Consider the following 13,593-nt stretch of genomic DNA (forward strand, 5'->3'; position numbering starts at 1 on the left):
AACAATTACATTCTCCTTATTTATACAAAACAAAGGTTAAATTATAGGGCATACTATATGAAGAAAATATACTACTTAAAAATAACAAGGGATGAATTGAATGAAAAATGATAATAAAAGAAAAGAAATAATTCCACCTTTTAAAAGACCAATATTTCTTATGATAATAACCTTTGTAGGTGGCTATATGAATGGATATACATATATTACAAGAAATGAAATACTTGCTAATATGCACACTGCTAATATGTCAAAACTAGGAATAAATATTGCCTTAGGAAACTACATAGAAGCACTACACTACTTTATTCCCATTATTGCCTGTATATTAGGTGCTGCATTTAGTGAATTAGTAAAAACTATTATTATAAAGACAAAATTTAAAGGCGAGTGGAGGATATTAGCTCTCCTTTTAGAAGCTACTGTATTATTTTTTATAGGATTAATTCCTAGTAGCTTTCCAGATATAATTGTAACTAATCTAGTTTCATTTTTAATGGGATATCAATTATGTCTATTTAGGGATTGCCTTGGAATTCCATTTAACACAACTATATGTACTGGAAATATTAGAAACGTTGGGCAATTATTATTCCAAGCATTAGATGAAAAAAGCATAAAAACACTAGAAAAATTAATTTACTTTACAGCTCTTACTTTTTCATTTGCCATCGGAGCTATTCCAGGTACTCTAATATCACTAGTTTTAAATACAAAAGCTGTATGGATTTGTAGTGCTATTCTATTTATTCAAGCTATTTGGATAAATAATAGCAAATATAATAAGGTACAATGAAAAATAATCATTGTACCTTATTTTAAACTATTTAAGTAACTCTTCATTTATCTCTTTTACAGATTCATAAACATAATCAGCTTTTATATTTGAATTATAATATTCTTCTAAATTCGTTTCGCCAGATAAAACTAATACTGAAGAAATAGATGCGTTTTTCCCTGTCTGTATATCTGTATATAATCTATCTCCAACCATAGCAATACTTTCTTTGCTAACATCATACTTCATACAGATTAAATCAATTATTTCTGGATTTGGTTTTCCTATTACATATGGTCTTTTACCTGTAGAAGCATAGATTAACTCTATTATTGATCCAGTATCAGGCATAAATTTCCCACCCTCTAAAGGACAATTTTTATCAGGATGAGTAGCGATATATGTAACACCATCTCTAATAAGGTCACAAGCTACCCATAATTTATTATATGTTAGAGTTGTATCAAATCCTAAAACTACAAAATCTATATCATCTTCATACTTATCTGTAATATTAAATCCTGCATTTATAAATTCTTCTTCTAGATAATTTGTACCTAATAAAAAAATCTTACTATTTGGCTTTAAAGAGTTTAAATATATAGTTGTTGCTTCTCCTGATGTAAATATTTTTTCTTCTTCTACATCTATCCCTAATCTATTTAATTTCTCTTTATAAACTTGCCTATTTTTAGAAGAGTTATTAGTTAAGAATATATACTCTCTTCCTGTTGATTTAATTGTATTTATAAATTCTATAGCACCATCTATTATTTCATTACCTAAATATATTGTCCCATCCATATCTAAAACAAAACATTGTATATCAGTAATAGCTCTCATAAAACCCCTCATTTCTCATTTATACATGCTTAACTATATATAATTAAACTGTTGATTAATAATATTTAAAAATGTATCATTAACCAACAGTCTAAATAACTATTACAAACTAAGCTTGATTTACTTTTATTCAGTTACTCCAACTTCACTTGTAATTTTTACGTTCATTTTAGCTAACTTTTCAGCTTTATCATGTCTTTTTTGTAATACAACACCACAAATAGTACTTATAACAGCTACAAATGCCACAAATATACCTATAAATATTACATTTCCATTTCCTACTTTTAATAAGTATGTGCAAATAGTAGGAACTATTCCTGCAACTAAGAAACTAGGTGCATGATATACAAATGAAATACCAGAATATCTAACTTCTGTTTCAAAAAGTTGAGCCCATAAAGAACCAAGAACACCCCAGATTCCTGAATAGAAGATACTCCAACCTAATATTATTACAGCAGTGATAATAAACAGATTTCCACCACTATTTTCTATTATTTTCATACCTGGAATAGCTATAAGACCACAAGCAATACTTGACATACAGAATAATTTACCTTTTCCTAACTTATCAGCAAGTTTACCTGCCCAAAGTATAAAAGGCATAGCTGCAACTGCAAATATTATATTAACTATATACATTGAACTTTGAGCTACTCCTAAATTTTGAGTTGCATAAGAAAGCGTGAATACAGCAAATACATTATAGAATACACCATCAATCCATCTTGTACCACAACCAAGTAAAATTGTCTTCCAATAATTTTCCAAGTTGGCTGGAGTTTCTGTTCCAACTGCTTCTATGATAATTACAAAAAAAAACGGAGTTACATTTTCTCCTGAAACAATAGAAAAAGTTATGGATGCTGTTAATAAATTAAATTACATAAGTAAAACTGATAAATCACAAAATATTATTAAAGCAACTAATCAAGTAATTGCAGTAATTTGTCCTAATATTACAAATCCATATTACTCAACTATAGTTCAAGCTGTAGAACAGGTTGCTAAGCAAAATGGTATAGATGTTATTATCTTTAATACTTATAGAGACCCTAAAATTGAAAAAAGAATCATTGAGACTTTTTATAATTTAAACCTTGCAGGAATTATATTTGCAATGATGCCAAGTAATCCTCAATTTGCCGAGCAATTAAGCTCTAAATTACCGATTGTAGTAATTGGAGACAGTGATTGTTCAGTACACATTGATACTGTTGAAGTGAGTAACTATAATGCTGGTGTTTTAATAGGAAACCATCTTATAGAATTAGGTCATAAACATATAGCATTTCTATCCCCAACTTTAGACCATATAAACACTTCAAGGTTAAATAGATTAGAAGGACTTAAAGCTACTTACAAAAAGCATGGTAATGATTATTCAATTATGGTTAAATCACAAAATATTACTCCAGATATAGAAAGAGATAACATATCTATCGAACATGCTATTGGATATAATTTGTGCAAAGAAGTTCTAAAAGATAAAAAAGTTACTGCCTTTGTTGGTCTTAATGATATGGTTGCATACGGGATAGCAGATGCTATTATTGATTCAGGTTATAAAATTCCTAATGATTATAGTATTTGTGGATTTGATAATATATTCCCATCTCATTTTGCTCCAGTATCTCTAACCTCTATTGAGCACTGCATAGAAGATATTGGCCATAATGCTTTTAAAATCTTGCTAAATAAGATTAATGAATATACAAAGCCACAATTTAAAAATAGCTCAATTATTAGAGTGGAATATGAACAAAGATTAGTACAACGTAATTCTACTGGTCCTGCTCGTTATTAAATTACTTTTAGCCTTTTTAATGTGATATAATTTTTATATTAATATATATGGAGAAGTTATTATGAAAAAAGATATAAATAACTTAATTAATAAACAAATGAAAATAATTGAAAAGAAAGAAGCTAACCTATTAAAAGAACCTAAAGACAGCTATATAAAAGAAAAAATATCTCCTATTAAAAATAAACTAGAAGATAAAATTCCTGAAAAGTTACAATCTACTTTAGAAATAGCTTTTCAAAAAGGGTTTAAATTAGTATTTGATAAAGGTATAGGAATTATAGAGAAAACTTATAATAAAGATTCAATTAATATGGAGTATGATATTAATGCTTATGCAGTTAATAAATACCCATCAAAAAAGAACTTAAAGAAAATAGATAAAGCTGCAAATAAAAAATCTATAATAAATAAATCAATAACAGCCATTGAAGGTAGTGGACTTGGCTTGCTTGGTATTGGCCTACCAGATATTCCAGTTTATATTGCAGTTATTTTAAAATCAATCTATGAAATTAGTTTAAGTTATGGATTTGATTATTCAACAGAAACTGAAAAAGCTTATATCTTAACTTTAATATCTTCTGCTGTAACTAAAGGTGCTGAAAGAAAGCATTATTTTGATAAGCTAGATATCTTAGCTAGTAATATAGATAATAATAACGCTTATGATTATAATTTAGAAGAAATACTAATTGATACTTCTAATAAAATATCAACCTATATGCTCACAGCAAAATTTATTCAAGGTCTTCCTATCGTTGGTGTTGTAGGTGGTGTTACTAACTTTATCACATTACAAGATATAACTAAAATAGCTAAGATTAAATATAAAAAGAGATATTTAAATAAACTTTAGAAAAACCACTGTCTATCTTCATTCATAGCGAAATAGGCAGTGGTTTATTATATAGTTTAAGAAAAGCTTTTTATAAAGAATAAACTTATCCTTTTATTTTAATTTCTTAATTAAAATCTAATCCATCTATTATATCGTCAATTTTTTCTTTAGCTTTATTAATTGCATTTTGTCTCTCTTCTTCAGTTGTTCCTGTTCCATCAACTTTAAGCTCAACAACAGTTTTTATTCCCATTAGCTTCATAATAGAAGCTATATAATTTTCTCCCTTATCCATTACAGGATCTAAAATCCAAGGAATACTTCCACCTGATGATTGTATATATACTAATGCCCTTTTCTTATCATCTAGCAATCCTTTTGGCTTCTTATCCTTTTCAATTAATACTGTCTTATTTACTTGAACAATACAATCAATATATTCCTTTAGTGGAGCTGGAAATGATACACTCCACATTGGTGAAGCTATAACATACATATCAGCACTTATAAATTGGTCGCATAATTCCCTTATTCTTTGGACCTCTTTTTGCTCCTTTTCAGGCAACTTCTTTTCTGCCTCTTCATTAATAATACAGTTACGACTTTCAAAATACTGATACTCTAATCTTGGTATATGTTGCTTATATAAGTCTACTTCCTCTACCTCAAAATCTTTATTTTTATCAAGAAACTTGTTAATAAAATCTCTCGCTACTGTTTTAGATGACGATAAATTTTCAGGTTTTGAATTAACACTTATATATAATAACTTTCTACTCATAATACACCTCTATCTTTAGAATAATACTAACAAATATAGCTTTACCTAAATTCTAATAATTATATATACATAACTAAATATTTATCACTAATAGATAAGATTTAAATAGGCAAATAAATATATACTATTGTATTTATGAATATTAATATCATAGAAATTACAAATAAACCTAAACTGATATTAAAACATATCTGCTTTATTTTATTAATCACATTTCCCTCATTTATTCTTGGGCTAATTAATTTTATAAGATACTCATAAAATTTATCTGTTTTCTCTGAGTATCTTCTTTTAGAAATCTTCATTATTTCAACAGGATCATCCATTTCTCTATAGCAACAGCTCTCTCTTATAGTTTTTCTAGCTACCCTCTTTTTTTCATCCCTTGTTAATTTTCTCTTATAACTTTTTTCTTTGCTCTTAACTGCATCATCAATCTTATCTTTTAATTCTAAGTCTTTGTAGATGTCTATTTTATATATTTTCTTAAATAAATACCTAAACACTTTTTTCTTTATAAAAGTATTCTTTAATGAAGCTACTAAAATTAATATATCTAAAATTAATACCACAAATGTCCCTATATATAAATAATCACTTATTACTAATTCAGTAGTATCGTATAATAAACCTACTCCATTAAATATTAAAAATAAAGCAGAAATTGATATTATTAATAGCAAATATATCGAATTTCTATCTATATGTTCCTTCTGCTTTATCATATAATTATATCTTTCCTTAGAATACTCAAATACTATTTTAACATTCTCCTCTTTTTTACTATCTACTGTATTCTTAGCTTCAATTGTTTTCTTGCTTTTAGCCTTCTCCCCTTTACTAGCCATATTTCCCCTCCATATTAAAATATATGTGTAAATAAAGAGACTTCAATATTTTCCCTACTTATAATTATATAAAAGTATCAATGAATCTGTTACTTTACAAATTTTCTCAAAAAGTTCATAATTATATCTATAATTGTAATATTATAAATTAGATTAACTATTCTTAAATTAAAGTAATATTACCAAAAGGATGGGGATTAATATGCAAGGGAATTTAAGTCGTGGAAAATTACTAGATGAAAAAGGACAACTTATTGAATCAGGCTGGTCTACAAAATTAATTAAAGAATATTCTAGAAATGATATTGCTGCATCTAAATGGCGAATTAAGGAATGGGATTATTATATAATCACAAATGGTAAAATCGCTATTGCCTTAACTTTCGCAGAAAATAGCTATATGTCTTTAGCTTCAGTAAGCTTTTTAGACTTTTTAAAACCAAGTTATAAAACTACAAGTGAGATTAAATTATTTACATTTGGTAAAAACATTATGCCATCAACTACGGATAATGGTGATATTAACTATAAATCTAAAAGAGTTGATATGACTTTTAAGAATGATGGACAAACTCGTAATTTATATTGTAGATTTGATAAATTTGATAATATTAATGGTAAGGATGTTAATTTAGAAGCAAATCTTATCTTAACTGATTTTCCAAAAGATTCTATGGTTATTGCTTCTGCCTGGAATGAAGACAATAAGAGCTTTTACTACAATAGTAAGATTAATTGTATGAAAGCTAGTGGATATTGCATTATAGATGGTAAAAAATACAATTTTGATGAATCTGATAGCTTAGGAACTCTTGACTGGGGACGTGGCGTTTGGACTAGAGTTAATACATGGTACTGGGGAAGTATGCAAACATACTTAGATGATGGAAGAAAATTTGGCTTTAATATAGGCTATGGCTTTTCAGACAGACCTAATGGATCAGAGAATATGATTTTCCTAGATGGTATAGCTCATAAATTTGACCAAGTTACATTCAATATTCCACAACTTAATGGTAAAGATGACTTTATGAGTCCTTGGACCTTTACTTCAAACGATGGTAAATTTGAAATGACATTTAAACCTATTATAGATAGAATAGATAATAGTAACCTAGGAATAATCGAAAGTAAACAACATCAAGTCTTTGGATTATTTTCAGGACAAGCAACCTTATCTGATGGTACAGTAATTAATATTAAAGATAAGCTTGGCTTTGCAGAAAAAGTATATAATAAATGGTGATAAAAAGATATAGGCTACAGATTTCTCTGTAGCCTATATTTATCAAGTGTCCACTATAAACAAACTAATTCTTTATATACTTTAATACTACTTTATCCTTACTTTCTTCTAAAAATATATCTAACTTAGATAACTCTTGAAAACAAAACTGCTCTATCTGTTTTTCACTTTCTTCTCTCTTATAATAATCATGAGTATATCTATTTCTTAATTTTACAGAAAATATTAAGTACTCTTTCAAGTCTTTGTCAAAAAAGCCTAATTCATATGCTTGCTCTATTAAATTTAATGATGTACTCGAACTTTTAATTCTTCCATCATTTATTATAATATAACTTTCACACATATCTACTATATATTCAGAAAAATCTTGAAAAAAAGCAAACATTGCTCTTCTTATAATTCTATTAGGATTTTTACTGTATTCATTTATTGCTTCTTTCAAATCATTAAGATTATCATAAGCATTTTGGTATTTTTCCATAAATTTTTCTTTTTTATATCTATAATACGGACTCATCTATTATCCTCCCAAAGTAACTAAATTGTTCGTCAATTTTAAGAGTTCTTTCTAAATTCTCATTATTTCTTGCATATTTACAAACATAATGTTGAAAATCAAACCACTTTTCATCATTTATTATAAATTTATTATCACTATCTACTGCTATTCTTGCATACTTATTAGAGAATTCATTAAATAATACAAATGTAAGATGAATATCATCATATTTATAAAACTTCTTTGCTAACTCTAAAATATCATCTTCAATTTTTAATGTATACATAAAATTTTTATCAGGAGCAGTTACTATAACTAAATCAATATCACTCACATCTTCCATCCAATACTCGGTTCCATAACTTCCGAATTGACAAATACTTACTAACCCCTCTATTTTACTAAGCTCTTCTATGTATTCACTTTTATCCATCTATATCACCTCTCTAATTCTATAGCTACATTATACCATATGAACATATTTTTATCATTATGGTTTTAAAACTTAAATTATATATCGAAGCTTCCAATACTAGTTCTCTATAATAATGTACAATGAAAAAGTAATAAAAATAAAAGTATATTATACTTGCAATTAGTGCATGTATAATATTATCATCACATATCTAGACGCTTTGAAAATCCTGTAGTTGAATTTCTAAACTCTCAATTTTAGATAATATTTCTCGAATAATAATATCATTTTAATTAAATGTTTTTGCCATAATTTTATCTCTACCTTTATTTAATACCTAAGATTTATTTTTATATACTCCCTTTAATACAATTCCTTTTTTAAAACCTCCACGAGCTTTAAGCTTTTCATTTCTCATATTAATTAAATCCTCTTCTGAGTAACCTAAGTTATGCGCAAGTCCAAATAAAACTTCCATAACATCTGCAAGCTCTTCTAAGTTTTTATCTTGAAGATATTCGTTTACTTCTTCCATAAGCTTGGCTTCAAGAAGAGCTGTTTTTTCTTCATCTTTAGCTATTTCTATTTCACATTCCTTACCATCAGCCTTTATAACTTCTGGAATTAAGTCTCTAACTAATTTATTGTAATTTTTCATAACTTTTATCCTCTCTCAGTAGAATTTCCATTAATTGAAGATACATCTTATCTTCCATAAATAAGATGTATCGTTTTAAATATCTTACTTTTTTATCTATAAAACACAGCAGTAATCATAAAATTAGTGCCATACTTTTCATTTTCTATAATCCCACTATCCGACCATTTACCAAAGCCAGCTTCTACTGCCAAAGGTCTTAAATCACCATAAAATGAAAATACACCTTTAGCCCAAACCTTTTTATAGCCATAACTTTTAACTAACTTTTTAATTTCCTTTAGATTTTTATTAGCTATATTGTTTACTTTTAAAATATCTTTTGAGATTTTATAAAACTTCTTATAAAATAAAGTACTATCACAGTAATGTGCAAATATTAAACAATTAGTATTATTACTTATTTTGATATTGCCTTTTAAGATTGCATTATTACTATCAGCTATTTTATAAGCCTCATTAACTAAAGAAACCATATTCAACACTCCAAGCTTAAACTATACATATTCTACAATTAATATCTGTAAACACAAGCTTTTTATACCCAACTATCTTTAACTTCTACATATAAAAAAGCATGCCATTTAATAGCACACTTTGTGAAAATTATTTATTAATGATAAAATATTTCTTAGCTTTAAATAAGTTTAGCATACTACTTACCATTTAATACTTATGGATGGAACTTTCTCGGACCTAATTTGTAATTGATTACAATACAGTGATCATATTGTTCATTGAATAAAAACCTAAACAGATAAACCAAAGGTTGGCACTGGAAATTTACTTCATGCTTAATGTCCTACCAAATTATAGTGAAATCATGAAATCTATTCCTCATTTTTATAGTACAAGGTTTTTATATACTATATACCACTCTGTTTTCCAACCTAATTCCTCACATAGATTTAATAGACTCTCCTCATTAACAATAGCTCTTGCTGTGATTATTTCATGTGTATCTACATTTACTATTAAACCGTTATCAATATTTAAAGCATATGCTGGATAAACAGATTTTGCTCTTATATGTGAAAATTGTGCGCCTTTTAGTAATATTCTACCTGTTAATTCATCATTCTCTATTTTATAGCTTTTTATTCTTTTCTTTTTAAGAGTCTTAAACTCTTCTATCAATTGTAGTTGCATCTCTGTCCTTTTATTTAGAAATTTATCATTATCTCTTATATTAATTAAAAACTGCTCAGCTAATAAAAGATATGCTCTTGTTTTACCTGCTGGTAACTCCTGTAACCTCTTTGTTACTATTTTCATGATTTCTCCAAGGGTTACATAGGTTACCCCTTGAAATATAAGCTTGTCCTCTCTTGGTATATTCACAAGAATCTCTTTAGCTACAAAGGATTTAGTTCTTAAAATTCTATCTAAATAAGCTGAATTTACAAATAAATTTCCCATTTCATCTCCCAAAATTTCATCACAAGCATTTTTTATTGCTGTAAAAGTTCCTTTATATCCTCCATCAAATAAAGCAGGTTTTATATAATCTATATCACCTGCTTTAATAACAAAATTTGATGGCAAATTTGATGAACTTTTATTTAATTCCTTACCTTTAACCATTACCAACCATCTCTTCAAACAATTGATTAATTTCCGAAACGGCTTCATTAGAATACTTATGGCTTACCTTATCTGGATGAATACTTTTTAAAATATTATTCTTCCACTTCCTTGCTTCTTCTTTATTTAGAAAACACTTTCTTGTAATACCAAGCTTTTCGCTTCTTCTTTTGCCATCCATTTCTAATATATAAAATATTAATTCATCTTCTTTAGACTTAAAATAATCAATATTTGAATTACTATAACTATCAATCATATTTCTAAACAAACAAATCTTATTATATAACCCATCCCATGAGTTACTTGTAATACTAATCATTTCTTGTGCTGACTTATCTTTAATTGCTGTTTCAATAACATAGTTTCTAAGATCAGCCTTAATTATTCTTCTTATGTTATTTAAATTCCTTTTCCCTCTAACTTTTGATAATTCTTGTAATTCTGCAATGCTCTGCACTCTAAGCCACTCCATTATATTCCCCCAACTAATTTATGTTCAATCAAAGTATATTCAAAATAAACTTAATAAATTACTTTTTAGTTAGTATAATTCCATTATAATATTTTACTAAAAAAGTAGCCAAGATTTAGACTTCTCCAATCTCCTGGCTACTTTTATTATCTATACATCATTTAATTATCTAACATTTAAATCAGTATGGCTAAAATAATTGTTATCTCCTATATCTTGAGACTTGATTCTATCGTACTTTTCCATAGTTGTATTATATGTTAATGGTGCAACTCCTGCTTTAGTTCTTTCTTCATTAACTTTGTTAAATATAGCTTATTCAACTTGTGCCATAAATTTATCACTTACAGCTATATTATCACCTTGTTGAGTACTGTTATTAGTATTCCTCCGCTAAATATTTATATTTCTTTCATTTTTAATTTATATTGTTTAATCTCTTTACCTTTATAAAGAATAGCATTCATAGGACATATATTCATACACCTAGCGCATGTTATACACTTATCTCCAAAAACAATCTTTCCATCTTTAATAAATATATTATTTTCAGGACAATTTCTAACACAAGTTCCACATTTATTACATTTAATAGATGTAGAAAAATTTTTAGCCACCTTATTACTTTTCTTCCCGAAAAAGTAACTAACATCTTTACACATATTTTCAAGAAGAAAATTAGCTTTTTCTAACTGCATTTTTCCATTGTTAATATCTATTGCAAATTTTCTTGCTATTTCTTCCCCAGTTTCACAACTAGATATTAATGGTTCTTTATAAGATTTATCAAATGGAGGTAAAAAATAATTATTTGACATTTTTATAGTTTTTGTTGCTTTAACATTAATATTTTTAGATTTTAAAATATTAATCATCTTTTTAAATCCACTATTAAGATCTGCTGCTCCATTTATAAATATAGCAGCATCAGTTGGCTTATCGCATTTACTTAGATTATCTTTTATCCAATTCAAAAAGAATAATGGAATATACTCATAATGTTTTGGAGATCCAAATATAAAAAAGTCAAAATCATTATAATTTTTAAACCATCCCTCTTCAAACTTTCTTATTTCAACTATATTATGCTTACTTTCTAAAGTAGACTTCATTACCTTTGCTAAATCCGCAGTATTTCCTGTTGCACTAAAATAAAAAATTCCTATTTTCATTTTTATTCCTCAAATCAACATTTTTTAATATTATTATTCCTTATTTAAAAAGATTATACCAATAACATAGATTCTACTACATTTAACTATAAAAATACCCAATAGCCCATCTATATATTCTACAAGTTATATACTCATCAGGTAACCCCTGATACTTTTTTGGTAGTTCCTCTATTTCAGGAATTCTTGAAATCATCCCATCTTCAATTTCTATCTTCCAGTCTTCAAATTCATAAAGAGATCTAGCACCTTTCTTTGGAACTATTGCTAAATGAACATTATGCGGATAATTCTTTTTAGCACTATAGCCAGCCTTAATAACTCCACATATATAAATAGCCTTAAAACCATCTTCTGGCTGCTCATCAAAAATTATTGTAGTTTCATTATTGAAATTTTCATTATGTGCACTAAACTTTTTGCTATACTTACCTTTTAAAGAAGCTGTGCAATGTTTTTTATCATTTCCATCTTGTACATATTTACTCCATAACCACATGAATTTTGTTGAATCTAAATTGTGTTTTATCTTTATCATTTTTTGCACCTCATTAAGTAATTTACTTTATGTACTAATAATAACTCTTAATAGTGACTTATATCGTCCTTTTAAAAATTATTTTCTAAGAAAACTCATTCTCCTATTCGTCGATGAATAAGTTCGATTATCTAAATTTAAATTAGCATCTCACTTATACTTATTTAAAACTTCTTCAAATGCAGCTATAACATCTTCTTTTAAATCTAATGGCTCTAATACTTCACATGATGTTCCCATTCCCATTATCCAAGGTATAACTTGAGTTTTGCCTTCTACAGTAGCTCTATATATAATAAATCCTTCTTCAATATGATCTTCTACTTCTTCATTATCAACCCAATGATACTCTTTAAACCCTTGTGCATATGGATAATCTATCTTTAACTTGATATTATATGATTTATCTTTAAATATGCCTATGGTTTGTCCAAGATATTCCTTTAAATCAAAATTCGGTTTATCAAACTTTTCATTTAATAATTCTATACTTTTGGTTCTTACTAGTTTAAATTGTCTTAACTCTTGTTTATCTTCACAAAAGCCTACAAAGTAATTTGATCCATAATATGTGTATAATCTATATGGATGAATTACTCTATCACTAGCTTCTCCATTTGAATTAGTATAAGTTATTCTTATTTTTTTAGAGTTAATTATTCCATCATTTATAGTTAACCACTTATTGCTTTCCTCTTCATGATTAGCACGTATTTTTATACCTTTAGAATAAATCTCTTCATGGATATCTTCATTAACCTTTGGTTTTACAGCTTTTATTTTTTCTACAGCACTACTTAAATCATTATAAAAATGTAATCCTTGGTCCTTTAAATACTCTTTAGCCTTGATTAAAGATAGTTCTTCTAGATTACTTAATTGAAGATTTAAAAGGTAATCTTTGTTTTCTAATATATATCCACCATATCTCCCCTTCACTTCAGTAATAGTAACTCCAGCGTATTCTAAAGCTTCTTTATATCTTGTGATTTCTCTTATTCCTACTTCAAGTTCTTCTGCAAGTTCTTTTCTTGTAACTTTTCTTCTACTACGAAGAATTGCTAGCATTCTAAGTGCATTGTTTATTTTCCCCATATCATTT

Annotated in this window: 18 protein-coding genes; 4 read left to right on the forward strand and 14 right to left on the reverse strand. The window is 27.1% G+C overall.

The genetic code is table 11. The features are described 5' to 3' along the window. Positions 1–100: 100 nt before the first annotated feature. Positions 101–796: a YoaK family protein gene (locus LQE93_RS04725; RefSeq protein WP_231072238.1), complete on the forward strand. Its 696-nt coding sequence runs from the start codon at positions 101–103 to the stop codon at positions 794–796. Positions 797–823: 27 nt separating this feature from the next. Here LQE93_RS04725 and LQE93_RS04730 read toward each other — a convergent pair whose 3' ends face one another. Further along, positions 824–1,621, reverse strand: coding sequence for an HAD-IIA family hydrolase (locus tag LQE93_RS04730; RefSeq protein WP_231072239.1), 798 nt, complete (start codon positions 1,619–1,621; stop codon positions 824–826). A gap of 126 nt (positions 1,622–1,747) precedes the next feature. Next, complete coding sequence (locus tag LQE93_RS04735) at positions 1,748–2,395, reverse strand: MFS transporter (protein WP_231072241.1); 648 nt, start codon at positions 2,393–2,395, stop codon at positions 1,748–1,750. Between the two features lies 1 nt (position 2,396). Between LQE93_RS04735 and LQE93_RS04740 the strand changes: the two genes are divergently transcribed. Together LQE93_RS04740 and LQE93_RS04745 are read left to right on the forward strand one after the other, a co-directional pair. After that, a complete protein-coding gene (locus tag LQE93_RS04740; protein WP_231072242.1) occupies positions 2,397–3,431 on the forward strand; it encodes a LacI family DNA-binding transcriptional regulator in 1,035 nt (344 codons plus the stop codon). Between the two features lie 61 nt (positions 3,432–3,492). Then, on the forward strand, positions 3,493–4,290 hold the full coding sequence (locus LQE93_RS04745) for an EcsC family protein (protein WP_231072243.1): 798 nt from the start codon (positions 3,493–3,495) through the stop codon (positions 4,288–4,290). Between the two features lie 106 nt (positions 4,291–4,396). Here the strand turns inward: LQE93_RS04745 and LQE93_RS04750 are convergent, their stop codons facing one another. Together LQE93_RS04750 and LQE93_RS04755 are read right to left on the reverse strand one after the other, a co-directional pair. Then, positions 4,397–5,053: an FMN-dependent NADH-azoreductase gene (locus tag LQE93_RS04750; RefSeq protein ID WP_231072244.1), complete on the reverse strand. Its 657-nt coding sequence runs from the start codon at positions 5,051–5,053 to the stop codon at positions 4,397–4,399. A gap of 101 nt (positions 5,054–5,154) precedes the next feature. Continuing rightward, complete coding sequence (locus tag LQE93_RS04755) at positions 5,155–5,901, reverse strand: hypothetical protein (protein ID WP_231072246.1); 747 nt, start codon at positions 5,899–5,901, stop codon at positions 5,155–5,157. 202 nt (positions 5,902–6,103) lie between these two features. Here LQE93_RS04755 and LQE93_RS04760 point away from each other — a divergent pair, with 202 nt between their 5' ends. Next, entirely contained in the window at positions 6,104–7,147 is a 1,044-nt protein-coding gene (locus LQE93_RS04760; RefSeq protein WP_231072248.1) for a DUF2804 domain-containing protein, read from the forward strand. Positions 7,148–7,211: 64 nt separating this feature from the next. Here LQE93_RS04760 and LQE93_RS04765 read toward each other — a convergent pair whose 3' ends face one another. The 10 genes from LQE93_RS04765 to LQE93_RS04810 form a co-directional block, all read right to left on the reverse strand. Further along, complete coding sequence (locus tag LQE93_RS04765) at positions 7,212–7,667, reverse strand: hypothetical protein (RefSeq protein ID WP_055262807.1); 456 nt, start codon at positions 7,665–7,667, stop codon at positions 7,212–7,214. Next, positions 7,651–8,082, reverse strand: a complete 432-nt coding sequence (locus LQE93_RS04770; protein ID WP_055262805.1) for a nucleotidyltransferase domain-containing protein — start codon at positions 8,080–8,082, stop codon at positions 7,651–7,653. Before LQE93_RS04770 ends, LQE93_RS04765 begins: the two co-directional genes overlap by 17 nt. 319 nt (positions 8,083–8,401) lie before the next feature. Next, positions 8,402–8,722, reverse strand: coding sequence for a nucleoside triphosphate pyrophosphohydrolase (locus LQE93_RS04775; protein ID WP_055262803.1), 321 nt, complete (start codon positions 8,720–8,722; stop codon positions 8,402–8,404). Between the two features lie 92 nt (positions 8,723–8,814). Beyond that, a complete protein-coding gene (locus LQE93_RS04780; protein WP_231072250.1) occupies positions 8,815–9,198 on the reverse strand; it encodes a hypothetical protein in 384 nt (127 codons plus the stop codon). Between the two features lie 367 nt (positions 9,199–9,565). Beyond that, positions 9,566–10,306 (reverse strand): hypothetical protein, encoded by a 741-nt coding sequence (locus LQE93_RS04785; protein ID WP_231072252.1) that lies wholly within the window; start codon positions 10,304–10,306, stop codon positions 9,566–9,568. Beyond that, on the reverse strand, positions 10,299–10,781 hold the full coding sequence (locus tag LQE93_RS04790; RefSeq protein ID WP_231072253.1) for a hypothetical protein: 483 nt from the start codon (positions 10,779–10,781) through the stop codon (positions 10,299–10,301). The genes LQE93_RS04785 and LQE93_RS04790 overlap by 8 nt, the downstream gene beginning before the upstream one ends. A gap of 165 nt (positions 10,782–10,946) precedes the next feature. Then, positions 10,947–11,093 (reverse strand): CAP domain-containing protein, encoded by a 147-nt coding sequence (locus LQE93_RS04795; protein WP_231072353.1) that lies wholly within the window; start codon positions 11,091–11,093, stop codon positions 10,947–10,949. 89 nt (positions 11,094–11,182) lie between these two features. After that, positions 11,183–11,953 carry an EFR1 family ferrodoxin gene (locus tag LQE93_RS04800; RefSeq protein ID WP_231072254.1) on the reverse strand — a complete coding sequence of 257 codons (771 nt, stop codon included), beginning with the start codon at positions 11,951–11,953 and terminating at the stop codon, positions 11,183–11,185. An 82-nt stretch (positions 11,954–12,035) separates the two neighbouring features. Continuing rightward, complete coding sequence (locus tag LQE93_RS04805; RefSeq protein WP_231072255.1) at positions 12,036–12,491, reverse strand: hypothetical protein; 456 nt, start codon at positions 12,489–12,491, stop codon at positions 12,036–12,038. Positions 12,492–12,641: 150 nt separating this feature from the next. Next, a complete protein-coding gene (locus tag LQE93_RS04810) occupies positions 12,642–13,586 on the reverse strand; it encodes a helix-turn-helix transcriptional regulator (RefSeq protein ID WP_231072257.1) in 945 nt (314 codons plus the stop codon). Positions 13,587–13,593: the final 7 nt, after the last annotated feature.

This window comes from Clostridium sp. NSJ-145, from assembly GCF_021044725.1.
Lineage (GTDB): Bacteria > Bacillota > Clostridia > Clostridiales > Clostridiaceae > Clostridium > Clostridium disporicum_B.

Coding starts and splice junctions, on each gene's coding strand:
- LQE93_RS04745 (WP_231072243.1), top strand. CDS start 3,493: ATGAAAAAAGATATAAATAACTTAATTAATAAACAAATGAAAATAATT.
- LQE93_RS04780 (WP_231072250.1), bottom strand. CDS start 9,198: ATGGTTTCTTTAGTTAATGAGGCTTATAAAATAGCTGATAGTAATAAT.
- LQE93_RS04755 (WP_231072246.1), bottom strand. CDS start 5,901: ATGGCTAGTAAAGGGGAGAAGGCTAAAAGCAAGAAAACAATTGAAGCT.
- LQE93_RS04800 (WP_231072254.1), bottom strand. CDS start 11,953: ATGAAAATAGGAATTTTTTATTTTAGTGCAACAGGAAATACTGCGGAT.
- LQE93_RS04760 (WP_231072248.1), top strand. CDS start 6,104: ATGCAAGGGAATTTAAGTCGTGGAAAATTACTAGATGAAAAAGGACAA.
- LQE93_RS04805 (WP_231072255.1), bottom strand. CDS start 12,491: ATGATAAAGATAAAACACAATTTAGATTCAACAAAATTCATGTGGTTA.
- LQE93_RS04730 (WP_231072239.1), bottom strand. CDS start 1,621: ATGAGAGCTATTACTGATATACAATGTTTTGTTTTAGATATGGATGGG.
- LQE93_RS04810 (WP_231072257.1), bottom strand. CDS start 13,586: ATGGGGAAAATAAACAATGCACTTAGAATGCTAGCAATTCTTCGTAGT.
- LQE93_RS04785 (WP_231072252.1), bottom strand. CDS start 10,306: ATGGTTAAAGGTAAGGAATTAAATAAAAGTTCATCAAATTTGCCATCA.
- LQE93_RS04725 (WP_231072238.1), top strand. CDS start 101: ATGAAAAATGATAATAAAAGAAAAGAAATAATTCCACCTTTTAAAAGA.
- LQE93_RS04770 (WP_055262805.1), bottom strand. CDS start 8,082: ATGGATAAAAGTGAATACATAGAAGAGCTTAGTAAAATAGAGGGGTTA.
- LQE93_RS04790 (WP_231072253.1), bottom strand. CDS start 10,781: ATGGAGTGGCTTAGAGTGCAGAGCATTGCAGAATTACAAGAATTATCA.
- LQE93_RS04750 (WP_231072244.1), bottom strand. CDS start 5,053: ATGAGTAGAAAGTTATTATATATAAGTGTTAATTCAAAACCTGAAAAT.
- LQE93_RS04775 (WP_055262803.1), bottom strand. CDS start 8,722: ATGAAAAATTACAATAAATTAGTTAGAGACTTAATTCCAGAAGTTATA.
- LQE93_RS04765 (WP_055262807.1), bottom strand. CDS start 7,667: ATGAGTCCGTATTATAGATATAAAAAAGAAAAATTTATGGAAAAATAC.